Source organism: Sphingomonas oryzagri, assembly GCF_029906645.1.
Lineage (GTDB): Bacteria > Pseudomonadota > Alphaproteobacteria > Sphingomonadales > Sphingomonadaceae > Solisphingomonas > Solisphingomonas oryzagri.
The window spans coordinates 443,090-468,474 of record NZ_JARYGZ010000002.1 but is presented as its reverse complement, the minus strand read 5'-3'; the positions used below and the strand labels follow the sequence as shown (position 1 = coordinate 468,474).

26 protein-coding genes are annotated in these 25,385 nt (G+C 67.5%); 12 read left to right on the top strand and 14 right to left on the bottom strand.

What is annotated here, in order from left to right; translation table 11 throughout:
* Window positions 1-37 precede the first annotated feature (37 nt).
* The gene (locus tag QGN17_RS16365) at window positions 38-1,096 is read right to left on the bottom strand and encodes a hypothetical protein (protein WP_281045663.1); all 1,059 of its coding nucleotides are present in this window, start codon (window positions 1,094-1,096) and stop codon (window positions 38-40) included.
* Window positions 1,093-2,010 (bottom strand): glycosyltransferase family 2 protein, encoded by a 918-nt coding sequence (locus QGN17_RS16360; RefSeq protein WP_281045661.1) that lies wholly within the window; start codon window positions 2,008-2,010, stop codon window positions 1,093-1,095. The genes QGN17_RS16365 and QGN17_RS16360 overlap by 4 nt, the downstream gene beginning before the upstream one ends.
* A gap of 92 nt (window positions 2,011-2,102) precedes the next feature.
* On the opposite strand from QGN17_RS16360, the gene QGN17_RS16355 reads away from it, so the two are divergent.
* The 3 genes from QGN17_RS16355 (at window position 2,103) to QGN17_RS16345 (ending at window position 3,277) form a co-directional block, all read left to right on the top strand.
* A complete protein-coding gene (locus tag QGN17_RS16355) occupies window positions 2,103-2,576 on the top strand; it encodes a hypothetical protein (protein WP_281045660.1) in 474 nt (157 codons plus the stop codon).
* Window positions 2,577-2,657: 81 nt separating this feature from the next.
* Window positions 2,658-2,981 carry a hypothetical protein gene (locus tag QGN17_RS16350; protein WP_281045659.1) on the top strand — a complete coding sequence of 108 codons (324 nt, stop codon included), beginning with the start codon at window positions 2,658-2,660 and terminating at the stop codon, window positions 2,979-2,981.
* On the top strand, window positions 2,981-3,277 hold the full coding sequence (locus QGN17_RS16345) for a hypothetical protein (RefSeq protein ID WP_281045658.1): 297 nt from the start codon (window positions 2,981-2,983) through the stop codon (window positions 3,275-3,277). The genes QGN17_RS16350 and QGN17_RS16345 overlap by 1 nt, the downstream gene beginning before the upstream one ends.
* Before the next feature lie 216 nt (window positions 3,278-3,493).
* Here QGN17_RS16345 and QGN17_RS16340 read toward each other — a convergent pair whose 3' ends face one another.
* Window positions 3,494-3,649 (bottom strand): hypothetical protein, encoded by a 156-nt coding sequence (locus QGN17_RS16340; RefSeq protein ID WP_281045657.1) that lies wholly within the window; start codon window positions 3,647-3,649, stop codon window positions 3,494-3,496.
* A 395-nt stretch (window positions 3,650-4,044) separates the two neighbouring features.
* Window positions 4,045-5,004 carry an IS1595 family transposase gene (locus tag QGN17_RS16335; protein ID WP_281045656.1) on the bottom strand — a complete coding sequence of 320 codons (960 nt, stop codon included), beginning with the start codon at window positions 5,002-5,004 and terminating at the stop codon, window positions 4,045-4,047.
* 104 nt (window positions 5,005-5,108) lie between these two features.
* Between QGN17_RS16335 and QGN17_RS16330 the strand changes: the two genes are divergently transcribed.
* Entirely contained in the window at window positions 5,109-5,348 is a 240-nt protein-coding gene (locus QGN17_RS16330) for a DUF6471 domain-containing protein (RefSeq protein ID WP_281045655.1), read from the top strand.
* 2 nt (window positions 5,349-5,350) lie between these two features.
* Here QGN17_RS16330 and QGN17_RS16325 read toward each other — a convergent pair whose 3' ends face one another.
* The 5 genes from QGN17_RS16325 to hemC all read right to left on the bottom strand — a co-directional run bounded on the left by QGN17_RS16325 (window position 5,351) and on the right by hemC (window position 9,265).
* Entirely contained in the window at window positions 5,351-6,076 is a 726-nt protein-coding gene (locus QGN17_RS16325; protein WP_281045654.1) for a hypothetical protein, read from the bottom strand.
* 78 nt (window positions 6,077-6,154) lie between these two features.
* Window positions 6,155-6,631 carry a glycosyltransferase gene (locus QGN17_RS16320; protein ID WP_281045653.1) on the bottom strand — a complete coding sequence of 159 codons (477 nt, stop codon included), beginning with the start codon at window positions 6,629-6,631 and terminating at the stop codon, window positions 6,155-6,157.
* A gap of 71 nt (window positions 6,632-6,702) precedes the next feature.
* Window positions 6,703-7,686 (bottom strand): hypothetical protein, encoded by a 984-nt coding sequence (locus tag QGN17_RS16315; RefSeq protein WP_281045652.1) that lies wholly within the window; start codon window positions 7,684-7,686, stop codon window positions 6,703-6,705.
* On the bottom strand, window positions 7,686-8,357 hold the full coding sequence (locus tag QGN17_RS16310; RefSeq protein ID WP_313790165.1) for a uroporphyrinogen-III synthase: 672 nt from the start codon (window positions 8,355-8,357) through the stop codon (window positions 7,686-7,688). The genes QGN17_RS16315 and QGN17_RS16310 overlap by 1 nt, the downstream gene beginning before the upstream one ends.
* Window positions 8,354-9,265, bottom strand: coding sequence for a hydroxymethylbilane synthase (hemC, locus tag QGN17_RS16305; RefSeq protein ID WP_281045651.1), 912 nt, complete (start codon window positions 9,263-9,265; stop codon window positions 8,354-8,356). Before hemC ends, QGN17_RS16310 begins: the two co-directional genes overlap by 4 nt.
* A 45-nt stretch (window positions 9,266-9,310) precedes the next feature.
* Here hemC and tsaD point away from each other — a divergent pair, with 45 nt between their 5' ends.
* On the top strand, window positions 9,311-10,345 hold the full coding sequence (gene tsaD / locus QGN17_RS16300) for a tRNA (adenosine(37)-N6)-threonylcarbamoyltransferase complex transferase subunit TsaD (RefSeq protein ID WP_281045650.1): 1,035 nt from the start codon (window positions 9,311-9,313) through the stop codon (window positions 10,343-10,345).
* The gene (locus QGN17_RS16295; RefSeq protein ID WP_281045649.1) at window positions 10,342-11,325 is read left to right on the top strand and encodes an NAD(P)H-dependent glycerol-3-phosphate dehydrogenase; all 984 of its coding nucleotides are present in this window, start codon (window positions 10,342-10,344) and stop codon (window positions 11,323-11,325) included. The genes tsaD and QGN17_RS16295 overlap by 4 nt, the downstream gene beginning before the upstream one ends.
* On the opposite strand, the gene QGN17_RS16290 is transcribed toward QGN17_RS16295, so the two are convergent.
* Complete coding sequence (locus tag QGN17_RS16290; protein WP_281045648.1) at window positions 11,326-11,508, bottom strand: DUF1674 domain-containing protein; 183 nt, start codon at window positions 11,506-11,508, stop codon at window positions 11,326-11,328. It abuts the gene before it with no gap.
* On the opposite strand from QGN17_RS16290, the gene QGN17_RS16285 reads away from it, so the two are divergent.
* The 4 genes from QGN17_RS16285 to purH all read left to right on the top strand — a co-directional run bounded on the left by QGN17_RS16285 (window position 11,507) and on the right by purH (window position 16,982).
* Window positions 11,507-12,802 (top strand): RsmB/NOP family class I SAM-dependent RNA methyltransferase, encoded by a 1,296-nt coding sequence (locus QGN17_RS16285; protein WP_281045647.1) that lies wholly within the window; start codon window positions 11,507-11,509, stop codon window positions 12,800-12,802. The genes QGN17_RS16290 and QGN17_RS16285 overlap by 2 nt on opposite strands.
* 37 nt (window positions 12,803-12,839) lie before the next feature.
* A complete protein-coding gene (gene rpe, locus QGN17_RS16280; protein WP_390902709.1) occupies window positions 12,840-13,499 on the top strand; it encodes a ribulose-phosphate 3-epimerase in 660 nt (219 codons plus the stop codon).
* Between the two features lies 1 nt (window position 13,500).
* Window positions 13,501-15,252, top strand: coding sequence for a heparinase II/III family protein (locus QGN17_RS16275; protein WP_281045645.1), 1,752 nt, complete (start codon window positions 13,501-13,503; stop codon window positions 15,250-15,252).
* A gap of 140 nt (window positions 15,253-15,392) precedes the next feature.
* Window positions 15,393-16,982, top strand: coding sequence for a bifunctional phosphoribosylaminoimidazolecarboxamide formyltransferase/IMP cyclohydrolase (purH, locus tag QGN17_RS16270; RefSeq protein ID WP_281045644.1), 1,590 nt, complete (start codon window positions 15,393-15,395; stop codon window positions 16,980-16,982).
* Between the two features lie 131 nt (window positions 16,983-17,113).
* Here purH and QGN17_RS16265 read toward each other — a convergent pair whose 3' ends face one another.
* Window positions 17,114-18,661 (bottom strand): lipopolysaccharide biosynthesis protein, encoded by a 1,548-nt coding sequence (locus QGN17_RS16265; RefSeq protein WP_281045643.1) that lies wholly within the window; start codon window positions 18,659-18,661, stop codon window positions 17,114-17,116.
* Window positions 18,658-21,474, bottom strand: coding sequence for a DNA polymerase I (gene polA, locus QGN17_RS16260; RefSeq protein WP_281045642.1), 2,817 nt, complete (start codon window positions 21,472-21,474; stop codon window positions 18,658-18,660). Before polA ends, QGN17_RS16265 begins: the two co-directional genes overlap by 4 nt.
* Before the next feature lie 106 nt (window positions 21,475-21,580).
* On the opposite strand from polA, the gene sodC reads away from it, so the two are divergent.
* Together sodC and QGN17_RS16250 are read left to right on the top strand one after the other, a co-directional pair.
* Window positions 21,581-22,111, top strand: coding sequence for a superoxide dismutase[Cu-Zn] (gene sodC, locus QGN17_RS16255; RefSeq protein WP_281045641.1), 531 nt, complete (start codon window positions 21,581-21,583; stop codon window positions 22,109-22,111).
* 13 nt (window positions 22,112-22,124) lie between these two features.
* Window positions 22,125-22,799: a hypothetical protein gene (locus QGN17_RS16250; protein WP_281045640.1), complete on the top strand. Its 675-nt coding sequence runs from the start codon at window positions 22,125-22,127 to the stop codon at window positions 22,797-22,799.
* 34 nt (window positions 22,800-22,833) lie between these two features.
* Here QGN17_RS16250 and nadB read toward each other — a convergent pair whose 3' ends face one another.
* A complete protein-coding gene (gene nadB, locus QGN17_RS16245; RefSeq protein ID WP_281045639.1) occupies window positions 22,834-24,429 on the bottom strand; it encodes an L-aspartate oxidase in 1,596 nt (531 codons plus the stop codon).
* Window position 24,430: 1 nt separating this feature from the next.
* Window positions 24,431-25,357 carry an ABC transporter ATP-binding protein gene (locus tag QGN17_RS16240; RefSeq protein ID WP_281045638.1) on the bottom strand — a complete coding sequence of 309 codons (927 nt, stop codon included), beginning with the start codon at window positions 25,355-25,357 and terminating at the stop codon, window positions 24,431-24,433.
* Window positions 25,358-25,385 lie beyond the last annotated feature (28 nt).

The window sequence follows — 25,385 nt, the reverse complement described above, 5'->3', positions numbered from 1 at the left end:
GCTAACCGATCGAGGCGCCCAGAGCCAGACGCGACCGTTAGAAGTCGGAGGCTATGGTGAGCGCCAGCCCCGATCCGGGCCGGGCATGGCCCAGCACCCGCTCGCGCCAGTCGAGCGCAACGGCGACGGCGCGATGCTCGACGGGCAGGCGCAGCACGACCGACGGCCCGATGTCGAGCCGGGAGGCGCCAGGCTGGGCGGCGGCCCACAGGCCTCCACCGATCGCCAGCGACGTGCCCCCGCCCATATCGATCGCCCGCGCGATCCGTGCCGCGCCGTCGGCGTAGAGATCCCGTCGATGCACGCCGACCACACCGGCCTCGCCATAGGCATCAAGCCGCCAGCCTGTCGCGACATGGACGTCATACACGCCCCCGGCCGCGCCCAGTGTCCAGGCGTTGCGCCCGCCCCGATCGATCGCGATGCGCCGTTCCGCCATCAGGTGGACGGGCAGCGCATCGACCGGCTTCCAGTCGATCCCCAGCGCCGCCTCGGTCTGTCGCGCGCCGCCGATCGCGGTGGAAATCCGGGCCGCCGCCGAGAGATGCCGGTCGATCCGATAGAGGATGCGCGCGCCGGCCTGCCCGCCGCCGACCTGCCCCGGTGAAAGCGCGGTGGCGCGCCCGCCGCCACGCAACAACGCCCAGGCCGATCCCGACCAGCGCGTGTTCGCCGGCTGTCCAGCGCTGACGGCGGTCTCGGCAAGGCCGCTCGATCGCCGGTAGACCTCCGCCGAACCGCCCCCATAGGCCGTCGGTATCAGCGATTGCGTTGCGCCATAGCGGTCGTCGTCAGGCCAGCCCAGCGGTCGGGGCGAGGTTCGCACTAGGCCCCGCGACGGAATGCGCTGCGGATCGAACGATGCCAGCCGCAACAGCCCCAGCGGCCCGATCGTCTGCCGGCCAGACGGCATCGCCCTCTCGGCCAGCAAGGGCGGCACCGGCGGCGAACGATTCGACCGGGTCGGTGCTGCCGTCGGAGACGCAGGCGACGGCGCGCTCCAGCCGACCACCGCGAGACCGCGTCCCATCGTCCACACCAACCCCACCCCGATCAGGAAGCGGACCGGCGCGGCGCGGGCCAGCGATCCGCTCAAGGGGCAGCCGGCCCGGTGGCGGGAAACACGTGCGCCGTTTTGTCCCAGCGCAGCAGGCCGTGGCGGACCAGTCCGGCATAAAGACCAAGCGCGCGCCATGCCGCCATCATCGCCACGACATTGCCGATCACCAGATGCACCGGCGTCAGCAGGGCCATGCGCCAGCCGTAGGCGCGCGCCGTGATCGCCATACGCATCGCGACCCGCCACCCCAGCAGGGCGAGATTGGCGATTACCAGCGGGGGCGGGATGGTCACATCCACCGGCTGGCCGGCGAACCATGACGCGGCCGAAGCGACGCCCCACACCGGCAACGCCGCATAGGCCGCCGCCAGCACCAGCGCGGCGAGCAGCGCGCGCCGGTCGCGCAATCGCATCCAGCGCTCGGCGAGACCACCTTGCCATCCCAGCCGATCCCACCCGGCGAGCGAGATGCCCGTGATCCAGCGGGATTTCTGTCGCACCGATGCCATGAGGCTGTGCGGGAAGCATGCGTGCACCGCGACCAGCCCGGCCTTATCGCCTGCCGGCAGGCGCACGAAGGCACCGCGACCGCCCATCGCGCCGATCCGCAGGCCCAGCTCGTAATCCTCGGTGAGGCTGTCCGGATCGAACGGGCCGCGGCCACGCTCGGCGATGCGCTCCAGCCAGTTTCTTCCAATCGCGCAGCCGACCCCGGCGGAGGGCACCGCCGCGCCGACCGCCTCGCGCACCACCACCTGCTTGCCGTGCGCCTCGGCGAACTCTCCGCAATAATGACCGGACACGAGTTCCGCCCAGCGCCCGAAGCCGCGCACCGGCACGGCATGGACCGGTATCTGCACCAGCGCGAACCGCTCGATCAGCGCATCGTAGACGGTCAGTTCGTCGGCATGGACGATGTCCTCGGCATCATGCAGCACCACCGCCTTCACCGGAACGCCGGTCTCCGCCTCATCCGGTATTATGTAGCAGATGCACCAACACGCGTACAGACGTAATCGCCTGCGATGCGTAGTGTCATCGTATGAAGGACATCACCAAACACCTCACCGAAACCGGCGACGGCTACGACCAGACCAAGGCCGGATTGATCCGCAAGCGAGCGTCGTTGGTGGCAGAGATACAGGCCCTACAGCAGCAGACCGCGCAGAAGGTGGCAGACTTACGCGCGCTCGAAACCACGCTGCGGCTGTTCGATCCGGACATGGATGTTGAGGCGCTACCTCAGAACCGCATCCCGCCCGCCTACGCGGCGTTCCGGGGCGAAATGGCCCGGTTCTTCCTCGGGCAGCTACGCCAAGCCCCGCACGGCCTCACCACGCACGAATTGACGCTGGCGATTATGGCCGATCGGGCGATGGACCCGACCGACAAGCGGGCGCTGCGGCTCATCCACAAGCGGACAGGGCATAGCCTCTTGAAGCTCCGCCAGAACGGGCATGTGCGGTCGGAGAAGGACGATCCGAGCGGAATGCTGCGGTGGTGGTTGGCATCCTAAATGGTCTAAGTCGGCGATGTATCTCTTGCCTGTCGTTCCCAAATGAATCACGCTTCGGATTGGGGCAAACGGAGGGGCAAGGTGAAGCTGGTAGAGTCGGCGCCTGACATTCTCGCCGCAGCGACAGCGCTTGGCGGACTAACTCTGGTGTTCCTTGGGAACACCGCCACCAGCTATGACAGTTACGGAAATTCCGCAGATCAATCAGACGTCAGACCCGTTTACCGGCGGCGGGCGTGGTTTGCGTTCTCAGTCTTTTACGCTTGCCTATTTTCGGCGCTAACCGCGCTGGGCGCAGAAATTTTTGAAATGGCATGGGCGGCCGCTATAGCGGGAGGGCTTCTCGTCGTAGCCCTCGCTCTGATCGCCGCATTGGGCATGCTGACGGTTGGGGATATCGACTAATGGCGCTTACTCAGCAAGAGGAGCAGCGGCTTGAGAAGGCCGGCCTCATCACATATTTTAACAACAATCGCGCCGTGTTTGAGGCGTCCGCCAAGGAGCTACTGGATTACCTAAAAGGCAACTTTCCTGCTGGCGCGATCGTTCGTCATGATGACGTGGCTAAGTCGTTGGTCGGCGTTGTCGAGGTAAACAAAAACCTGCAGACGTTCTTAAGTCAGAAAAAACTCAAACAACAATATTGGCCTAAATATTTCACAAATCTCATTCTCGAACGAGTTTGGGACGATATCAACTAAGGAGTCGAAAATGACCAGGCAGCAGAAAGCTAAGGCAGGAGCCGAAGAGGTCGCTCGAAATGTGCTTTCTAAGCAGTTGGGCAAGTCACCGGATGAGGCTACGGTGCAGAAAGTCGCACGTCGCCTTTATTCGACATTACCAAGAGAGTCCGTCGCGGCATAACAGGGTGGAGGCTCCTGAGCCTCCACCCTCAAACGCCTAGACTCGATCCAGCCTCAGAACGGAAACGCCCCCTGAGCAGGCGGCACGTCCGGATGGCGATAGCCGCGCATCACTTCTGATACGCGACCCTGATTCACGCCGCAGAGCGCTGCGGCTTGATGCTGAAAAAGACCGCGATCCTTAATGAGGAAGCGGATATGGGCAGCCATTTCCGGGCTGATCGGAGGGGAACTCTTACGATCCATGTGTTCTATGCCTTAGTGCAAGGCGATAGAACGCAGTTGACATTCCCGGCTTTGACGCCCAGAAATGGCGTCGCTGCAGCAAATTCAACCGCGCCCTATCGCGGTTATCATCCAAACGCAAAACCCGTGACGCGCCAACGTCACGGGTTTTGTTTTGCGTGCTTTTAGAGTCAGTTGCAAGTTGATTCCGCCAAAATCGCCTCCTGAGTCGATTTTTGATTGCGGATAGGGTGTGACACCCCTGGGATAGTTAATCGCGCTGTACGGCCTCCGTAGGCGATTTTTGAGGCCATTTTATCCGCACAGCCATATAAGGGATTCCTTATGTCGGCGTCGGCCTCTTGGCGTTCCACCACTGTTCACGCTTCGCGCTGCCAATACCCCGCCCAAGCCCGCGACTGCGGAGCAGCCATAGCGGCTTCCGCCACCATCGCGGCCTGCCCGCCATTCGACACGCGGCGGTTATCCTCGCGCCAAGCCATTTCGGTAGCATAGGCAGCGAGATACGGACCCGCGACGTGGTGGTGCGTACCGATCTCAGCGCGACGCAGGCGGGAGAAGAACGACTCCGCCTGATTGGTGCAGGCGTCGGCCGTGCTGTAAGCCTCGCTATGATTGATCCGGCGCGCGTCGAAAGCGCCGTGCAGGGCATCCCAATGCGAAGCCTCGTCCGCATGGACCACGGCGCCCGCCTCAACGTGCTGGCGCACCAGGGCAACGCCAGCGGCCTCGCTCTTGCCCACGAAGGTCAGGGTGTCGCCGCCACGCTCGCGCATGACGATGACGGACTGGCGCTTGCCGTTCTGGTTGACGAGGAAGCGACGGTCCTTGCGATCGGCCTTGCGGTTCGCGGGCTTCACGTACCCGCCGAAATAGGCGCCGTCCGTCTCGACCACGCCAGTCAACTTGCCCGCTTCCGCCTGCTCGCGGGCCATCGCCTCGCGCAGCTTGTGAGAGAGGACGAACGCCGTCTTATACTGCACGTCCAGATCGCGGCTGACCTGCAGGGCAGAGACGCCCTTGGCGCCGTTCACGAAGATCACAATGGCAGCGAGCAGATCGGTGAACGAGAGTTTCCGGCTGGCAAAGATCGTGCCGCTGGTGACGCTGAACTGCTTGTGACAGGCAACGCACTTGAAGCGGCGGCGGGTCGTGATGTTGTAAACTTCGGTGCAGCCGCACGACGGGCAAACCGCCTCGCCTTCCGTCTCCGGCCAACGAAGCTGGCAGAACGTCTCATACGCCTTGTCCTCGCCCATCTTGAAAACAGCCTTGAGGCTGATCGAGCGGGCGGCGGCGGAGAGAAGGAAGTGCTGCATGTCATCATTTCCAGTGCTTATGCACTTCATATGATGGCATGACGTATCGTTGTCAACGGCAAAAGCATCGCGTATGATGGCATTTGCTGTCTATGGAGATACAGATGCAGGAAGCCCGCACCGACAAGGAATGGGAAGAGCTGGTGAAGGGCTTGCTGAAGGGCGAGCTGAAGAAACGCGGCGTGACCTACGCCCAGCTAGTCGGGAAGCTCGCCGACATCGGCGTGATGGACTCGGAGCCGAATATAAGGAACAAGCTCGCTCGGGGTAAATTCACAGCGGTGTTTCTGGTCCAATGCCTCGAAGCTATTGGCGCATCATCCTTGCGTGTCTCGGATGCCTGATCCTAGGGAACGCTGAACAGGGCAAGAGGCCCGATCAGCATCACGGCCACCAACGCAGCGCCAGTCAGCCAGCGGTGGTTCCACAAGCGCCACACGCCCCACCCGCCCAACAGACAGAACAGCCATGTTACCCCGGTAGCGAGCCAGGGGTTTCCTGCGACGGTATCGCTGCCAAGGCGTCGGTCGATCAGGCCAGAGATGCGGACAAAGGGACTGCGCTGCTCTGGCCGCAATTCGCTGTGGGATTGCTTACTCTCGCCGCCGCCGTCGCAGCAGCCGTTTTCGCGTGGAGCGCTTCCTACCACACCAAACGAAGTGCCGACATTGCGGAAGAGAACTTGTGGGCGTTCCGAAATCTTGAAGGAGCCGCTCTGCAAATTAAATGTAGAGAAACGAGGTTTGATCGAAGGTCCGGAAAATTCACGTTCAAAATTAGCATAGCCAATCTTGGCCGATCTGTCGCTGTTATCCTTCTGATAAAGCTGGGTATGGAAGTTGTCCACGCCGATGAAGCCATTGAATCTGGAAAAACTCGCGATTTGCCTATAAAATTCTCGGTTGAACGATCGGAAGAAGGCGAAACTACTTTCGACGGACTTCTCTCCTACACCACGCCAATGGGTAAGGCTGACTTGAGCTTTAGCGGCGTATTCTACCCCCTTGAGGCTGGTTACTGGCTTGCCGAGATCAACCGCACTGTGGCTCATCGCCCACAAGGCTAGTGCCATGCTAATCACGCTCCGCCTCCCAAACGCGGACCGACGCCATCATGGGCGATGACGTTCGCCAGAGGCTTGGTGCGTTTGCTACATAATACCGGCCTCATCGGTCAACATCGCCTGCCAGATCCAGTTGAGGCAGCCCGCCTTGGTGGTCGGCCCCGGTTCGTCGCCGACGACGATGCGGACATGGGGATCGCCCCGCGCCGTGCGTTCGATCGCGGAAACCGTGTCCGGATCGTTGGGGTAACAGCCGATATAAAGCCGCCAGTCGGGATGATGGAGCCGCGCCAGCGCGGTTTCGACCATCGCACCGATCACCGCCGATTCCTGCCAGGCAGCGACGAAGATGGCGAGGCGGCCGGGGTTTGCCGGCGGCATCAGGCTGGCAGCGTTCGCGCGCGCATGGCGACTGTAGATCGCAAGCCTGCGCCACAGCCGCCGCGCCAGCCAGATCAGATCGATGACGAGATCGTCGAGTCCGCCGATCAGAAAGCCGGCGGCCGCGAACAGCGCCAGTTCGCGCGCGCACTCCCCCAATGCGATAATCGGATCGAACGACACCCGGACAGCCCCCTGTCGAGAACCGTCACCTTATCGGTCTGAAAAACCGAGTCGAATCCGAAATGGTCTAATCAATGCACCGCTTTGGCGACTTCCGGGCTAACGGGCATCACAGCCGGCGCCTTGGCGGGGGGTGTGGTGGCAGGCGCACTGGCGGCCGGTTGCGGCCTGGTGGGTGCCGGCCAGGGTGCGCCCTGCGAGGTCGCCGGATCGAGCAGGGCCGCCGTCTCGATCAGATCGAGCGCGCCGCGACCGGCGATGTAACGACGCGCCGCGACGATCCATTTGTCGGCGGCGCTATGATCGGGCAAGCGCACCACCTCGGCCAGCGCGGTATCGACCTGTCCGGCTTCCAGCATCCGCTGCGCGCGCGACACGCGATCGGCGGGTTGCGTGGAAGGCTCGTCGGCGCGGCGCACGACGACCATGCCGGCCAGGCCGTTGCGGAAGGACTGCCACCAGCTTTTCTGCGCGGTCCCGCCCGCCGAAAGCGTCGGCGCAATCGCGTCGAGGCCGTTCTGCAGGTCGGCCAGCGTCACCGGCTGGTGAGAGGCGGACAGGATGGTGGCGACCGCCTGCGGCTGGGTGCCGCCGAAGCGCTGGCGCAGCAGACCCTCGATATAACCCAGTTCCACCCCGCGATCGAGCGCGCGCCTAGCCGCGAAGGCGACCAGCAGGCCTTCAGCACGGCTGGCATCGCCGGTCGCCTCGGTCGCCTGCGCCTGGATGTCGTCGACCTTGCCCTCCAGCGTGGTGACGCGATCGGCCATCTGCGCCTGCGAGGGCAGGGGGGCGGGTGCCGCCGGCTGCAGGGCGGCGCGCTTCTGCACCTGCTGGACGACGATGCGCTGGGCGAGCGCCTTTTCCGCCTGCGCCTGCTCGATCGTTTCGAGGTGAAGCCAGCCCGCCGTGCGCGGATCGTGGGTGAGGACATAGCCCATCAGCGCCATGCCGCCCGCGAAGGCGACGACCAGCGACAGCAGCACCCACAACCAGGCGCGCGAGCGGCGCTCCTCCGGATAGTCGTCGCTGTCCATGCCCGAACCCGTCTGCATCAGCGCCGTTGATTGCACAGCTTGGCCGCGACCGCCAGCAGCGAGGCGTCGGTCGGCCGCTCGGCCGCCTCGGCGATCCGCCAGCCGGGGCCTGCGGCGGCGAGCGCGGCCGGGCTGATCGCAGCGATGGCGATGCGGGCGGGATCGACGAGGCGCGCGAAAAGACGTGCGGCGCGAGGCGAGTGGAGGAGGGCGACGGCGTCCGGCAAGGCTGCACGCGCCGCTTCGGGCAGGTTCTCCACGGCTTCGGCGGCGTAGACCATGCGGCGATCGATGGCGATGTCGTCCGGCATGACTTCACGATGCTCGCGGCCGGCGAGATGAAGGATCGCGCGCACGCCGTCACGGCGGGCACATGCGAGGATCGCCTCCGCATCGCCATCCCCCGCCACAACCCGGCCGAAACCGGCCTCGCGCGCAGCCCCGGCGGTGGCCGCGCCGACAGCATAGGCCGGCAGATCGGTGAGCCTGGACAGACCCGTCCCGCCATGGCGAGCGGCATTGGCGCTCGTGAGCAGCACCGCGTCGGGGAGTCGGTCCGGCAGATCCCAATCCAGCGGCCGGATCGTGAAGAGAGGCGCCGCCACGGCCTCCAGCCCCAGCGCCCGCGCTTGGACGACCGTCGCCGAAGCGCCCGGCTCGGGCCGCAGCACGAGCAGCGGACGGATCATCGGCCCGCGAAGAGGCGCGCGATCGCCGGCGGCGCCTGGCCGAGCAGCCAGTCGGCCAGTTCGGCCGCCGCCGCCGGGTCGGCCGAAGTCCTATGGCCGGTGACGTGGTAGGCGCCATCCTCGCTCAGCAGTTCGCCGCGCAACCCGCCGCCGGTCGTCGCCAGTGCCGCGACCGGCGAGTGGCAGTCCGCACCGAGTGCCGCGAGGAAGGCGCGCTCGGTGGCGACGCAGGCGTGCGTCTCGCCATGATCGATGGCGGCGAGGAGGGCCTGCGTCTCGCTGTCGTCGGCCCGCGCCTCGATGCCGACGGCACCCTGCGCAGGCGCCGGCAGCATGACGTCGAGCGGGATCGCGACGCCGATATCCGGCCGCTCCAGACGCTCCAGCCCGGCGGCGGCGAGCAGCGTGGCATCGGCCTCGCCATCGGCCAGCTTGCGTAGGCGGGTATCGACATTGCCGCGGAACGGCACGATCGACACGTCCGGCCGCAGATGCCGCAACTGGGCGGCGCGTCGCGGCGAGGAGGTGCCGATGCGGGCGCGGTGGGGCAGGGCCGTGATGCTCTCCGCCCCGATCAGCCGGTCACGCACATCGGCGCGCGGCAACATGGCGACGATGCGGATCGCCTCCGGCCGGATCGTCTCGACATCCTTCATCGAATGGACCGCGAAGTGGATATCGCCATCGAGCAGCGCGCGATCCAGTTCCTTTGTCCACAGCGCCTTGCCGCCGATCTCGGCCAGCGGACGATCCTGCACGCGGTCGCCGGTGGTCTTTACGGGCACGATCTCGACGGCGGATTCGTCCCAGCCATGGGCGGTGCGAAGCGCTGCGGCGACCATGTTCGCCTGGACCAGAGCAAGAGGCGAACCACGGGTGCCGAGGCGCAGGGGACGGGTGCGTATCATCGAAAAGTTGCCCTAATGGGTCGAAGCGGTGCAGGGAAGCGCGCGATGCCCCTGATCCTCGGACTCGAATCCTCCTGCGACGAGACGGCCGCCGCGCTCGTCGACGGTGACCGGACTATTCTCGCCCACCGCCTTGCGGGGCAGGAGGCCCAGCACGCGCCCTTCGGCGGCGTGGTGCCGGAGATTGCGGCGCGCGCCCATGTCGAGGCGCTCGGGCCGCTGATCGAGGCGGCGCTGGCCGATGCGGGCAAGACGCTCGCCGATGTCGACGCGATCGCCGCGACAGCGGGGCCGGGGCTGATCGGTGGCGTCATGGTGGGGCTGCTCATGGCCAAGGGCATCGCGCTTTCGGCGGGCAAGCCCTTGATCGCGGTCAATCATCTGGAGGGGCACGCGCTCTCGCCGCGCCTCGCCGACGGGGCGCTGCAATTCCCCTATCTGCTGCTGCTGACCTCGGGCGGCCATTGCCAGCTGCTCTTCGTGGAGGGGGTCGGGCAGTACCGTCGCCTCGCCACGACGATCGACGATGCGGCGGGCGAGGCCTTCGACAAGACCGCCAAGCTGCTCGGCCTCGGCTTCCCCGGTGGCCCGGCGGTGGAGCGGGCGGCGCTCTCCGGCGATCCCAAGGCGGTGCCGCTGCCGCGCCCGCTGGTCGGCACCGCGGAGCCGCATTTCTCCTTCGCCGGCCTCAAGAGCGCGGTGCTGCGCGCGCGCGACGCCGGCATCCACAAGCCGGAGGATATCGCCGCCTCCTTCCAGCAGGCAGTGGTCGATTGCCTCGTCGATCGCACCAGGCGCGCGCTCGATTCGATCGATGGCGCCACCGCGCTGGTCGTGGCCGGCGGCGTCGCGGCCAACAAGGCGGTGCGCGGTGCGCTGGAGGCTCTGGCGTCGCAATATGGTCTGCCGTTCTCGGCGCCCCCGCTCTGGCTCTGCACGGACAATGCGGCGATGATCGCCTGGGCCGGGCTGGAGCGGTTTCAGGCGGGCGCCAACGACCCGCTCGACACGCCGGCGCGGGCGCGCTGGCCGCTCGACCCGAATGCCGAAAAGGCGCGTGGAGCAGGAGTGAAGGCATGACGATCGCGGTACTGGGAGGCGGCGCCTGGGGCACGGCACTGGCGCAGGTGATCGCCAGCGGGGATCGCCCCGTGACGCTCTGGGCGCGCGAGTCCGAGGTGGTGGAGGCGGTCAACGGTGCGCACGAGAATCCGCTGTTCCTCCCGAAGATCCCTCTCTCCCCGTTGATCCGCGCGACATCCGATCTCGGCGAGATCGCAGGCGCCGAGGCGGTGCTGGTGGTGACGCCGGCCCAGCACATGCGCTCGGTCCTGCGCGGCTTGGCGCCGACGGGGCAAGCGCTGATCCTCTGTGCCAAGGGGATCGAGGCGGGCACGCTCAAGCTGCTGCATGACGTCGCGCACGAGGAGCATCCCGACTCCCCGATCGCGGTATTGTCCGGCCCGACCTTCGCGCACGAGGTCGCGGCGGGCCTGCCGACCGCGATCACGCTGGCGGCGGGGGACGAGGCGCAGGCGAAGGCGCTCGCCGCGCTGATCGCCCGGCCGACCTTCCGGCCCTATGTCTCGACCGACCTTGCCGGAGCCGAGATCGGCGGGGCGGTAAAGAACGTGCTGGCGATCGCCTGCGGTGTCGTCGAGGGGGCGGGCCTCGGGCAGAACGCCCGCGCCGCGCTGATCGCGCGCGGCTTCGCGGAGATGACCCGCTTCGGCATGGCGCGCGGCGCGCGGCCGGAGACGCTGGCAGGGCTTTCAGGGCTGGGCGATCTGGTGCTCACCTGCTCGTCCACCAGTTCGCGCAATTTCAGTCTTGGCGTCGGGCTGGGGCAGGGCAAGTCTGCCCGAGACCTCCTTTCCGATCGCCGCACCGTGGCCGAGGGCGCTGCGACCGCACCCGTTCTCGTCGAGGCGGCGAGGGCGGCCGGAGTCGACATGCCGATCGCCGAGGCGGTGTGCGCGCTGCTCTCCGGCGAGGCGGAGGTCGGCGCCGTGGTCGAACGCCTGCTCACCCGCCCGCTGAGCGCCGAGGTCCGTGCATGATCAGAAATCGATCGCGATGCCCTTCTTCTCCCAGTCGCCGTAGCGGGTGGGTTCGCGGCGCTCGCCGGTGCCTTCGGGCGGTGGCGGCGCGACCTCGCGTGGCTCGGGCACGGGCGGACTGGGCGAAAGATGCGCTGGCGCCTTCACATGCGCAGGGCGCTCACCGGGTTGGCGTGTCGTCATGAGGAAACCCAATCGACCCCCGCCGGCCAAAGCGCAAGCCGAACCCGATCCGCCCGGCACGCCCGCGCGCCGCGCGGCGCTCAAGCTGCTTGATGCGGTGCTGCGGCAGGGCCTTCCGCTGGAGGCCGCGCTCGGGGCGGCCAACGGCCTGCCCAACCCGTCCGATCGCGGGCTGGCGCGCGCCATCGCGTCGGAAGTGCTGCGGCGCCTGCCCGATCTCGACGCGCTGATCGACGAGACCACCGATCGCGTGCTGCCGGACGACGCCAAGGCCCGCTTCGCGCTGCGCATCGCGCTGGTGCAGGCGCTGGCGCTGGGTACGCCGCCGCACGCGGCGATTGCGACCGCGCTGCCTTTGGTCGATGGCGGCCCGCGCCGCCTGGTCCACGGTGTGTTCGGGACGCTGATGCGCAGCGGCGCGACTTTGGCCGAACCGCCGCATCTGTTGCCCGAGGTGGCGGAGCGCTGGTCGAAGGCGTGGGGCGAAGAAGCGGCCGAAGCTGCGCGCGCGAATTTCTCCGATCGTCCGCCGCTCGACCTGACGCTGGCTGATCCTTCCGCCACTGCGGAATGGGCCGAGAAGCTCGGCGCGACGAGCCTTATGCCGGGCCACCTTCGCCTCGACAATGCCGACGTCACCAGCCTGCCAGGCTTCGAGGAGGGCGCGTGGTGGGTGCAGGACGTCTCCGCCTCGCTGCCCGCGCGGCTGATCGGGCGAGGCGAGGGGACGGCGCTCGATCTGTGCGCGGCGCCCGGCGGCAAGACGATGCAGCTCGCGGCAGCCGGCTGGCAGGTGACGGCGGTGGAAATGGCCGCCAAGCGTCTCGCACGACTTTCCGACAATCTCGCGCGCGTGAATCTCTCGGCCGATCTGGTCGAGGCCGACGTGATGCGCTGGGAACCGCAGGAACCCGCCGATGCGGTGCTGCTCGACGCACCCTGCTCGGCGACCGGCATCTTCCGCCGCCACCCGGACGTGCTCCACCGCGTCCGCCCGCGCGCCGTCGCCGATCTGGCCGAGGTGCAGCGGGCGATGCTGGCCCGCGCCGCGCAATGGGTGAAGCCCGGCGGCCATCTGGTCTACGCCGTCTGCTCGCTGGAGCCGCAGGAGGGGGAGGATGTCGCCTCCGCCTTCACCGCGCCCGGCTTCGCAATCGATCCCGTATGCCCCGAGGAATTGCCCGTCGGTCTCGCACCCAACGATCAAGGCTTCGTCCGCATCCCGCCCGGTTCGCTGGCGCAAGTCGGCGGGTGTGACGGTTTCTTCATCGCCCGCTGGCGTCGAGACTCTTGAAGCGCAACCCCGCTTCCGGCTACGCGCTTTAACCGTGGTGAAACCAGTCCGTATCGCGCCGTCCATATTGTCCGCCGACTTCGCCCGGCTGGGCGAGGAGGTGCGCGCGATCGATGCGGCCGGCGCCGACTGGATCCATGTCGACGTCATGGACGGCCATTTCGTGCCCAACATCACGATCGGCCCGGCGGTGGTAAAGGCGCTGCGTCCGCACACCACCAAGCCGTTCGACGTCCATCTGATGATCGAACCGATCGATCCGTATCTGGAAGCCTTCGCCGAGGCGGGCGCCGATCACATCACCGTGCATCCCGAGGCCGGGCCGCACATTCACCGCACCGTCCAGACGATCAAGGCGCTGGGCAAGCATGCGGGCGTGGTGCTGTGCCCGGCCACCAACGAGGATGTGCTCGACTATCTGCTCGACACGATCGACCTGGTGCTGGTGATGTCCGTCAATCCGGGCTTCGGCGGACAGAGCTTCATCCATTCGCAGTTGAAGAAGATCGAGCGCATCCGCGCGATGATCGACGCCACCGGCCGCAACATCGATCTGGAGGTCGACGGCGGCGTGGATGCCGAGACGGCGAAGCTCTGCATCGAGGCGGGGGCCGACGCGCTGGTCGCCGGCAGCGCCACCTTCAAGGGCGGGCCGGATCGCTACGCCGCCAACATCCGCGCGCTGAGGGGTCTATAGAATGGTCGTCGCCCGCCGGATCGAGAAGGCCAACGAGCCGCTCCCGGCCGAGGATGGCATCGAGCCGGGCCGCCGGCTGATCCGCGTCGGCGACGACAAGGGCCAGAGCCTCGCCGAGCGGCTGGCCGCCCACTTCAACCGGCTGACCTGGAACACGCCTTTCCACAGCTTCCGCCTGCGCGGGCGCTTCCCGTTGAAGCTGCTCGGCGTGCCGAAAGATCCGATCCCCGGCGATCGCGAGGCGGGGCTGGACATCATGGACGGCGAGGTGACGCTCGGCCGCCAGCGCGCCGACACCGCCACGCTCGATTTCGCCGCGCCCGGTCGCCCGGCGGGCTTCGCCGATCATCTGCAGAGCTTCGCCTGGCTGCGCGATCTCGCCGCCGCCGGCACCCGGCTCGACAGCGCACCTTATGCCGAAGGCCTGATGCGCCGCTGGCTGGCGCGCCATGGCGAGGCGGTGGATGAGTCGGGCTGGCGCGCGGACCTGTGGGGCAAGCGCATCCTCAACTGGGCGGCTCACGCGCCGCTGATCCTGTCCTCGTCGGACCTCGTGTATCGCTCGGCGGTGCTCAACACGCTGGCGCGGGGCGCACGGCATCTCGATCGCACCGCCGACAAGGCGCCGATCGGCCTGCCCCGCATTGCCGCCTATGCCGGCACCATCGCGGCCGGCCTGCTGATCCCCGGCGGCGATCCGCGCCTGATCCATGGCGAACAGGGCATCGCCAAGGCTCTTGGGCAGGGCGTCCACCCCGACGGCGGCATCGTCAGCCGCTCGCCGGTGGAGATGATCGAGCTGATCGAGCTGCTGGCGCAGTTGCTGGCGGTTTATGAGGAGCGCCGCCGCGAGCCGCCGACGCCGGTGGTCAACGCGCTCGCCAAGGCGGTGCCGGTGCTACTCGGCGTGACGATGGGCGACGGCGCGCTGTCCAGCTGGCAGGGCGGCTGCGGGCTGACGCCGGAGCGGGTCGCGCGGGCGGTGGCGGCCTCGGGCATCCGCACCCGGCCGCTGCGCCAGTCGCGCGAATGGGGTTTCCAGCGGCTCTCGGGCGGTGCGACTGTGGTGGTGGCCGATTGCGCACCGCCGCCAGCCTCGCGGCTGGCACGCGGCGGCTGCGCCTCGACCCTCGCCTTCGAACTTTCGGATGGGCCGCAGCGGATCATCGTCAATTGCGGCGGCGACAAACCGTGGGCGGCGCTGCCCCACGCGATCACCGAGGCGCTACGCACCAGCGCCGCGCACTCGACGCTGGTGCTGGCCGATACCAACTCCACCGCGATCCACGCCGACGGCTCGCTCGGCAAGGGCGTGACGCTCGTCGAACTCGATCGCCGGGAGGAGGAGACGGCGAGCCGCATCGAGGGCACGCACGACGGCTATGTCCGCCGCCTGGGCCTCCAGCACCGCCGCAAGCTGGCGCTTGCCGCCGACGGGCGCGAACTGGGTGGCGAGGACGTGCTGCTGCCCGCCGGATCGCGCAAGTCGAACGGCCTCGTCACCTTCGCGCTGCGCTTCCACCTCGCGCCCGGCGTCGAGCCGACCGCCACCGCCGATGGCCTCGGCGCCTTGCTGCGCGTCGATGGCGGCCCGCTCTGGCAATTCCGCTGCCGCGGCGGCGCGCTCTCCATCGAGGAAAGCATCTGGATCGACGGCGATGGCCGCCCCGCCTCCACCAGCCAGCTCGTCGTCACCGGCGAGACGCCGGCCGGCGGCACCAGCATCTCCTGGGCGCTGAAGCGCGCGAGCTGACACTCCGATCGTCATTGCGACGAGCGCAGCGACGCGGCAATCCATCGGCGCCGCGCCAGCAGATCGAGATTGCTTCGCTGCGCTCGCAATGACGAAGTGTTGCCGCTAGAGGCGCGTCCAAAGGCTTCGAGGAACACATCATGTCGAACGTGAAAATCACCCGTGCGCTGTTGTCGGTATCCGACAAGGCCGGACTCGTCGAGCTGGGCCAGGCGCTCGCCCGCCACGGCGTCGAGCTGCTGTCCACCGGCGGCACCGCCAAGGCGCTGCGCGATGCGGGGCTGAGCGTGAAGGACGTGTCCGAGCATACCGGCTTCCCGGAGATGATGGACGGCCGCGTCAAGACGCTGCACCCGATGGTCCATGGCGGCCTGCTGGCGGTGCGCGACGATGCGGCGCACGCGCAGGCGATGGTCGAGCACAATATCGCCCCGATCGATCTGGTGGTGGTGAACCTCTATCCCTTCGCCCAGACGGTCGCGAAGGGGGCCGCGCGCGACGAGATCATCGAGAATATCGACATCGGTGGCCCCTCGATGGTGCGCTCTGCTGCCAAGAACCATCATTACGTGGCGATCGCGACCGATCCGGCCGATTACGCCACGATCATCGCGGAGCTGGACGCCAACGGGGGCGCCACCACGCTAGATCTGCGCCGCAGGCTCGCCGCCAAGGCGTTCGCTGCGACGGCCGCTTATGACGCGATGATCTCTTCATGGTTCGCGTTCGCCGATCAGGGCGAGGGCTTTCCGGCGTCGCTGTCGGTACCGATCAAGAAGGGCACGGAGCTGCGCTACGGCGAGAACCCGCACCAGAAGGCCGCGCTCTACCTGCCGCTCGGACCCTCGGCGCGCGGCATCGCGCAGGCCGAGCAGGTGCAGGGCAAGGAACTCAGCTACAACAATTACAACGACGCCGACGCCGCGCTGGAACTGGTCAGTGAGTTCCGCGACGGCCCGCCGACCGTGGTGATCGTCAAGCACGCCAACCCCTGCGGCGTCGCCACCGGCGCCACGCTGGTGGAGGCTTATGAGGCCGCGCTCGCCTGCGACAGCGTGTCGGCCTTCGGTGGCATCATCGCGGTCAACCGCCCGCTCGACGGGCCGACGGCCGAGGCGATCTCCGGTATCTTCACCGAGGTGGTCGCCGCGCCGTCGGCCGACGATGCCGCCAAGGCGGTGTTCGCCAAGAAGAAGAATCTCCGCCTGCTGCTCACCGGCGACCTGCCCGATCCGGCGCGCCCCGGCCTGACGATGAAGACGATCGCGGGCGGCATGCTCGTCCAGTCGCGCGACAATGGCCGCATCGGCCGCGACGACCTCAAGGTGGTGACCAAGCGCGAGCCGACGCCCCAGGAACTGGAAGATTGCCTCTTCGCCTGGACGGTGGCCAAGCACGTCAAGTCCAACGCTATCGTCTATGCCAAGGGCGGTTCCACCGCCGGCGTCGGCGCGGGCCAGATGAACCGCCTCGAATCCGCGCGCATCGCCGCGTGGAAGGCCAAGGACGCCGCCGAGAAGGCAGGCTGGGCGGAGCCGCGCACGATCGGCTCGGCGGTCGCCTCGGACGCCTTCTTCCCCTTCGCCGACGGCCTGCTGGCGGCGGTGGAGGCGGGCGCCACGGCGGTGATCCAGCCGGGTGGATCGATCCGCGACGAAGAGGTGATCGCGGCTGCCGACGAGGCCGGGCTGGCGATGGTGTTCACCGGGATGCGGCACTTCCGGCACTAACCTCGTTCCCCCTCCCTGAAAGGGAGGGGGTGGGTCTTGGCGCGCGATACGGCTGGGTCGTGCGACTTGGCGTCTGTATCGCCAGGCCTCCACCCACCCCTCGATCCCCTCCCTTCCAGGGAGGGGAAGAGTCAGGCCGCCGCCGGTGCTTCCTCGCCCGGTTTCAGGCTGAACAACATCCGGTCCTCCGGGCCGAAGCCGCGATACCAAATCACCGCGCCATAAGCGGCGAGGATCGCGGCGACGCCGATCGCGAGTTCCACCCACTCCGGCGTCCAGGTGAAGGCCACGCCCACCACCGTTCCCGCCGCCACCGCAGGCAGGAGCGCCCATCGCCAGCCCGACACGCGATGGCCGAGCAGCTTCGCCAGCAGGTTGGACTTGGCGATCGATGCCACCCCCAGCATCACCATCAGCGCGATGGCAGGCCCGGCGGCAGCGATGGCGTCGTCTTTCAGATCGGGGCGCGGCGCCAGCCAACCCCAATCGACCAGCGGCGGCAGCGCGTGGCGGAACAGGTGGACGAGGATCACCGACAGGATCGTCTGTCCGACGATCATCGCCACCGAGATGGCGAGATTCCGCTTCGCCGCGATGTAGATCAGCGCCGCCTCGCTCACCACGGCGGTCGCCGCGATGGCTTCCGCCGCCAGCAGCACCGCGAGCGCGCCGGTGCCGCCGACGAACTTCGGCCCGACCAGCCCCATCACCGCCTCGCCCGGTATGCCCAGCGCCAGCGCGATGCCGACCTGCGCGGCGATGATCCAGAAGCCGACCTGCCGCACCTGCTTGGCCACCGCCGCCTTGTTGTCCTCGGCGAGGTTCTGGGTGATCACCGGGCCGAGGATCGGATCGAAGCTGGTCTTGAGCTTCTGCGGCAGGCTCGCGACCTGCTGCGCGACATAATAGATGCCGACGATCGCCGGCGAGAAGAACAGGCCGAGCAGCGCGATGTCGAGCCGCCGCGAGCCCCATTCGATCGCGTCGGCCCCCGCCAGCGGCAGGTTCTTCTTCATCATCTTCAGGATCTGCGACGGCTCGGGCGCCCAACCGCGCGGCGGGCCATATTCGCGCATCAGCGGCCAGATCGAGGCGGCGAGCGCGGCGATGGCCGAGATGGCATAGGACAGGATCAGGCCGTCGCGCAGCGAATAGAAAGCGAAACCGAAGGCGGCGATGCTGATCGCCCACGGCTCGATCAGCGAGCGCGCGGTGACGGTCGCGCCGATATTGCCGCGATAGGCGAGGCCGGCGAGCGCGATGTCCGATCCCGTCCAGGCGAAGACGGTCAAGGGCAGCAGCCAGTCGAACCCGTTCACCTCGGAATTGGGGAAGAGCAGCACCGGCCACATCATCAGCACGCCCGACGCGACGATCGAGACGATGAAGCCGACGAGGATGCCGTCCCAGATCACATGGACGTGCGGCCGCTTGGTGGTGGAAAGCTGCTGCGCGAGGCCGCGCTTGAGGCCCAGAGTGGCGAGCTGCGCGGCGAACTCGACGATGATCGTGGCATAGGCGAACCGCCCCAGCACCGCCGCGCCATACCAGCGCCCGGCAATGAACAGGAACGGCAGCCGCGCGGCCAGCCGGAGCAGGAAGCCGAGGAAGTTGGTCCGGCCTCCCTTGGCGAGCGCGGCGATGTCTCCGGGGCCGTCCTTATCCTTGGAATCGCTCAATGCGCCGCGCCCCAGCTCGGGCCGGTGCCGATCTCGATGCCGAGCGGCACCGAAAGGTGGACGATCGGCTCGGCGGCGTGGGCCATCACGCGTTCGATCACGGGCTTCGCGGCCTCGACATCGCCCTCGGGCAGCTCGAACACCAGTTCGTCGTGGACCTGCAGGAGCATCTTCACGTTCGGCAACCCGGCCTCGGCGAGCGCCGGCCCCATGCGGACCATCGCGCGCTTGATGATGTCGGCGCTGGTGCCCTGGATCGGGGCGTTGATCGCGGCGCGCTCGGCGCCCTGGCGGCTATGCTGGATCGAGTTGGTGATCTGCGGGAACCACGTCTTGCGGCCGAACAGCGTCTCGGTGAAGCCCTTGGCTCTCGCGTGTTCGGTCGTCTCGTTGATATAGGCGCTGATGCCGGGGAAGCGCTCGAAATAGCGGGCGATCATCGCCTGCGCCTCGTCCGCGCTGATCTCCAGCCGGCCGGCGAGGCCCCAGCGCGAGATGCCGTAGAGGATCGCGAAGTTGATCGTCTTGGCGCGGCCTCTGGTATCCCGGTTGACCTCGCCGAACAGCTCCATCGCGGTGCGGGCGTGGACGTCCTCCCCGGCCGCGAACGCCTCCTTGAGCGCCGGCACGTCCGCCATGTGGGCGGCGAGGCGCAGCTCGATCTGGCTGTAGTCGGCGGCGAGGATGACGTGGCCCGGCTCGGCGACGAAGGCGTCGCGGATCTGGCGGCCGGTCTCGGTGCGGATCGGGATGTTCTGGAGATTGGGATCGGTCGAGGAGAGGCGCCCGGTCTGCGCGCCGGTCAGCGAGTAGCTGGTATGGACGCGGCCCGTCACCGGGTTGATCTGCGCCTGCAGCGCCTCGGTATAGGTGGATTTCAGCTTGGCGACCTGCCGCCAATCGAGCACCAGCCGGCAGATGGCATTGCCCTCGGCCGCCAGCTTCTCCAGCACCGTCACGTCGGTGGAGTAGGCGCCGGACTTACCCTTCTTGCCGCCCTTGAGGCCCTTTTCGTCGAACAGCACGACGCCCAGCTGCTGCGGCGATCCGATGGTGAAGGGATGGCCGGCCTCGGCGTAGATCTCCTCCTCCAGCCGCGCCATCTCCTGCGTGAACTGGCTGGAAAGCTGCGCGAGCTTGTGGCGATCGACCTTGATGCCGGCGCGCTCCATCCCCGCCACCACCGGGATCAGCGGGCGATCGACCCGCTCGTAGACGCGCGTCGCCGCTTCGTGCGCGAGGCGGGGCTTGAGGCGGGTCCACAGGCGGAAGGTGACGTCGGCATCTTCTGCGGCATAAGCGGTGGCGCGATCGAGCGTCACATGGGCGAAGCTGATCTGCTTCTTGCCGGTGCCGGTCACATCCTTGAAGCTGGTGCAGGTGTGGGCGAGGTGGGTGGACGCCGCGACGTCCATGCCGTGCCCGCCCAGCATCTTGCCGCTGTCGAGATCGAAGGAGATCACCATCGTGTCGTCGTATGGCGCGATGACGAGGCCATGCCGGGCCAGCACGTTGATGTCATATTTGATGTTGTGCCCGATCTTGAGCACCGCCGGATCGCTCAGCACCGGCAGCAATTTGTCCACCACGACGCTCAAGGGTAGCTGCGGCGGCTTCTCCCCGAACATGTCGTCGCTGGAGACGTGGCCGACCGGCACGTATGCGGCGCGGCCCGGTGCCGTCGCGAGGCTGATGCCGACGAGGCCGGAGGCGACGCTGTCGAGCGCATCGGTCTCGGTGTCGATGGCCAGCAGGCCGCCGGCATAGGCCTCGGCGATGATCGCATCGAGCGCGGCCTCGTCGGTGATCGTCGTATAGGCGGTGCAGTCGATCGGCGGCAGCTCGGGCAGCGCCGGCATCCCCGTGCGCGCCTCCACCTCGGCCGCCGGAGCGGTCGCATCGGTCACAGGGGTCGCGTGGAGATCGACACGCGGCATCGGCCGCTCGCCGGTCAGCCGCGAGAGCAGGGTCTTGAAGCCCTGATCCTCGAGGAACTCGCGCAGCGGCTCCGGCGGGATGCCGTCCAGCTTCAGCGAATCGAGATCCTGCCGCAGCGGCATGTCGCAATGGAGCGCCACCAGCTTGCGCGAAAGCCGCGCCATCTCGACATTGTTTTCGAGATTCTCGCGCATCTTGGAGGGCTTCATCGACGGGATCGCCGCCAGTACGCCTTCCAGATCGCCATGCTCGTTGATCAGCTTGGAGGCGGTCTTGGGGCCGATGCCCGGCACGCCCGGCACGTTGTCGACGCTGTCGCCCATCAGCGCCAGCACGTCGCCCAGCCGCTCCGGCCCGACGCCGAACTTGTCGATCACGTACTGCGAGGAGCGCCGCTCGTTCTTCATCGTGTCGAGCATGTCGACCTGGCCGGGGATGATCAGCTGCGCCAGATCCTTGTCGGAACTGACGATGGTGACGTTCCACCCCGCCTCCACCGCGCGGCAGGTGTAGGTGGCGATGATGTCGTCCGCCTCGAACCCCTCTTCTTCGATGCAGGGCAGCGAGAAGGCCTTGGTCGCGGTGCGGATCAGCGGGAATTGCGGGACCAGATCCTCCGGCGGCGGGGGCCGGTGCGCCTTGTACTGATCGTACATGTCGTTGCGGAAGGTGTGGCTGCCTTTGTCCAGCACGACCGCCAGGTGGCTCGGCCCGTCGGCCTTGTGGAGCGCGTCGGCCAGCTTCCACAGCATCGCGGTGTAGCCGTAGACCGCGCCGACATTCAGCCCATGGCGGTTGGTGAGCGGCGGCAGCTGGTGATAGGCGCGGAAGATGTAGCCCGAGCCGTCGACGAGATAGAGATGATTGGACGCCATGACCGCTCCCGCTTAGCAAGCGCCGGAGACGATGGCGACAGGGCTTGCACTTGATGGGCAAGCTGTGGCGAAACTGTCATTGCGGGGAAATGAAGGGAGTGTTTCGATGCGCATCATGACCGGCCTTGCCGCCCTCCTCCTCGCCAGTGCCGCGATGGCCCAGACCACGGCGGATACGCCGCCGCTCACCAGGACCGCGACGCTGAAGGACGGCAAGGGCGCCGACATCGGAACGGTGACGATCACCGACGCACCCAAGGGCGTGCTGGTGCGCGTCGAGGCGAGCGGGCTGACGCCGGGCTGGCACGGCATCCATTTCCACGAGAAGGGCGATTGCTCGGACGCCGCGTTCAAGATGTCGGGCGGCCATGTCCACACCATGACGCCGGTGGTGCACGGCCTGCTCAACCCCAAGGCCAACGACCAGGGCGACCTGCCCAACATCTATGCCGGTGCCGACGGCAAGGCGATGGCCGACCTGTATTCGCCCTACGCCGCGCTCAAGGCCGTGAAAGGCCGCGCGAACCTGCTCGATGCGGATGGTTCGGCGGTGGTGATCCACGCCTCACCCGACGATTATTCCACCCAGCCGATCGGTGGAGCGGGCGCCCGCGTCGCCTGCGCGGTGGTGAAGTAAGGGCCTGGCGCGCATGGTTCGATCGATCGCGTTGCTGGGCGCCGCCCTGCTTTCCGCGCAGCCGGTGTCTGCCGGCCTGTTCGGCAAGCAGGCGGTGAGCGTGGCCGACATCCACGGCTCGCCCCGCCCGATGACGGTGACGGCGCCCAACGGACGGACGCGGGCGATCGCGCGCTTCTCCGATTTCACCGGCAGCGATTCGGAAGACGGGCACCTTTCGGTGTTCATCGGCGGCGACGATCATGATTTCTCCGGCGGCCCCAATGGCGAACTGCTATGGGCGCCCGATTCGACCGCGATCGCCGTCACTTCCGACAATGGCGCGATCGATGGCCAGTACGAGACCTCGATCATGGTCAAGCCGGAGAAGGGCCGCCACTGGCGCGAGACCGACATCACCGATCGCGTCGCAAAACTGTTCAAGCCGCACATGGATTGCGAGGAGGACGAGGAGCCGAACATCGGCGCGATCGGCTTCACCAGCGGCCAGCGGCTGATCGTCGCGGCCCAGGTGCCGCGCCGGTCGAGCTGCGTCGATCGCGGCAGCTTCGCGGCGTATATCGTCGATGTCGACAGCGGCGACGTGCTGATGGAGCTCAGCCAGAAGCAGGTCGAGGCGCGCTACCGCCGGATGCTGGGTACGGTGCTGACCGCCGGGCCGGTGCAGCACCGCCGGCACCGGCGCTGACCCATCCTCCCTACGCGTAGCGTGGGGAGGATCTTTAGGGGACGAGGATCGTGTCCCGCGCCTCGGTCATCGTCTCGGGATAATCCAGCGTGTAGTGCAGACCCCGGCTCTCCTTGCGGGCGAGCGCGCAGCGGATGATCAGGTCGGCGACTTCCACCAGGTTGCGCAGCTCGATCAGATCGGGCGTGACGCGGAAATTGCCGTAATAATCCTCAACCTCGCGGCGGAGCAGCTTGATGCGATGCTGCGCACGCTCCAGCCGCTTGGTGGTGCGCACGATGCCGACATAGTCCCACATGAAGCGGCGGATCTCGCGCCAATTGTGCTGGACGATGACCTCCTCATCCGAATCGGTGACGCGGCTTTCGTCCCACGGCCGGATCGGGGGCGGGGAGGGCATCTCGTCGAAATGGCGGGTGATGTGCCCCGCCGCCGCCTCGCCGAACACGAAGCATTCGAGCAGCGAATTGGACGCCAGACGGTTGGCGCCGTGCAGGCCCGACTGGGTGCACTCGCCCGCCGCGTAGAGGCCGGGCAGGTCGGTCCGCCCCTTCAGGTCCACGATGATGCCGCCGCAGGTATAATGCTGCGCGGGAACGACCGGGATCGGCTGGGTGGTGATGTCGATGCCTAGCGTCAGCAGCTTCGCGTAGATGGTCGGGAAGTGGTGCTTCACGAACTCGGGCGGCTGGTGGCTGATGTCGAGGTGGACGTAATCGAGGCCGAGCCGCTTGATCTCATGGTCGATCGCGCGCGCCACGATGTCGCGCGGCGCCAGTTCCTCGCGGGGATCGAAATCGGGCATGAAGCGGTGGCCCGCACCCGGCACGCCCGGCGGCAACTTGAGATGTCCGCCCTCGCCGCGCATCGCCTCGGTGATCAGGAAATTCTTGACCTCGAGGTTCCACAGGCACGTCGGGTGGAACTGCATCATCTCCATGTTGGAGACGCGCGCGCCCGCACGCCACGCCATGGCGATGCCGTCGCCGGTCGCGCCGCGCGGGGCGGTGGAATAGAGATAGGTGCGGCCCGCGCCGCCGGTCGCCAGGATCGTCGCCTTGCCGGTGTAGAGTTCGACCTCACCGGTGCGCCGGTTGAGCGCGTAGACGCCCCAGACATGGCCGTCGCCCAGATAGCGCTCGCCATGGCGCGATGTGGCGAGGTCGATCGCCGCCATGTCGGGGATCAGCGTGATGTTGGGATGCGCGACCGCCGCCGTCTCCAGCGCGACCTGTACGGCATGGCCGGTCGCATCGTCGACATGGGCGACCCGGCGATGGCTGTGCCCGCCTTCGCGGGTGAGGTGGAGCGCATTGCCCTCCTGGTTGAATGGCACGCCGAGATCGACGAGCCGCTGGATCGCCTTGGGCGCACCTTCGATCACCAGCTCGACGGTGGCGCGGTTGTTGAGGCCCGCGCCCGCGACCATCGTGTCCTCGATATGGTTCTCGAAGCTGTCGCCCTCGTCGAGCACGGCGGCGATGCCGCCCTGCGCCCAGTTGGTCGATCCTTCGGAAAGCCCGCCCTTGGCGAGCACCGCCACCTTGAAGCGCTCGGCCAGCGACAGCGCGGCGGTCAGCCCCGCCGCGCCCGATCCGACGATGACGACGTCGAACGGCCGCGTCGCCATCTCAGGCGGCCGCCTTGTCCGAGGTGAGGCTGAGGAACACGTCCTCCAGATCGGCCTCGCGGGTGGAGACGTCGACGACGCTGTAGCCGGCCGTGTTGAGCGCGGTCAGCACCTCGCCGGCATTCACCTTGTCCTTGTGGTAGGTGATGGCGATCACGCGATCCCCCTTCAACTCGGCCTTCTCGAAGATCGGCGAGTCGGGTGCGGTCGCGATGTCGCGATCCAGCGTCACCTCGACCACCTTCTCCTGCGCCTTGGACAGCAGCTCGGAGGTCGGCTCGTTGGCGATCAGGCGGCCGTGATTGATGATCGCGATGCGATCGCACAGCTCCTGCGCTTCCTCGAGATAGTGCGTGGTCAGCACCACCGTGACGCCGCGCTCGTTCAGTTCGCGCACATAGGCCCAGAGCTGCTGGCGAAGCTCGATATCGACGCCGGCGGTCGGCTCGTCGAGTACCAGCACCGGCGGCGTGTGGACCATCGCCTTCGCCACCAGCAACCGCCGCTTCATGCCGCCCGACAGCGTACGGGAGTAAGCGTTGGCCTTGTCTTCCAGATGGACCGCGCGAAGCAGCTCCATCGTCTTCCGTTCGGCCTTGGGGATGCCGTAGAGGCCCGCCTGGATCTCCAGCGCCTCGGACGGGGTGAAGAAGGGATCGAACAGGATTTCCTGCGGCACGATGCCGATCGCGCGCTTGGCGTTGCGCGGATGCTCGTCGATGTCGAAGCCCCAGATCGACGCGTTGCCGCCCGTCTTGTTGACCAGCCCCGCGAGGATGTTGATCAGCGTCGACTTGCCCGCGCCGTTCGGCCCCAGCAGGCCGAAGATCTGGCCCCTCGGCACGTCGAAGCTGACGCCATGCAGCGCGGTCTTGCCGCCGGCATAGGTCTTCTGGAGGTTCTGGATGGAGATAGCGGCGTCGGTCATGTCCGCGCAGATAGTCGGTACGGGGCCG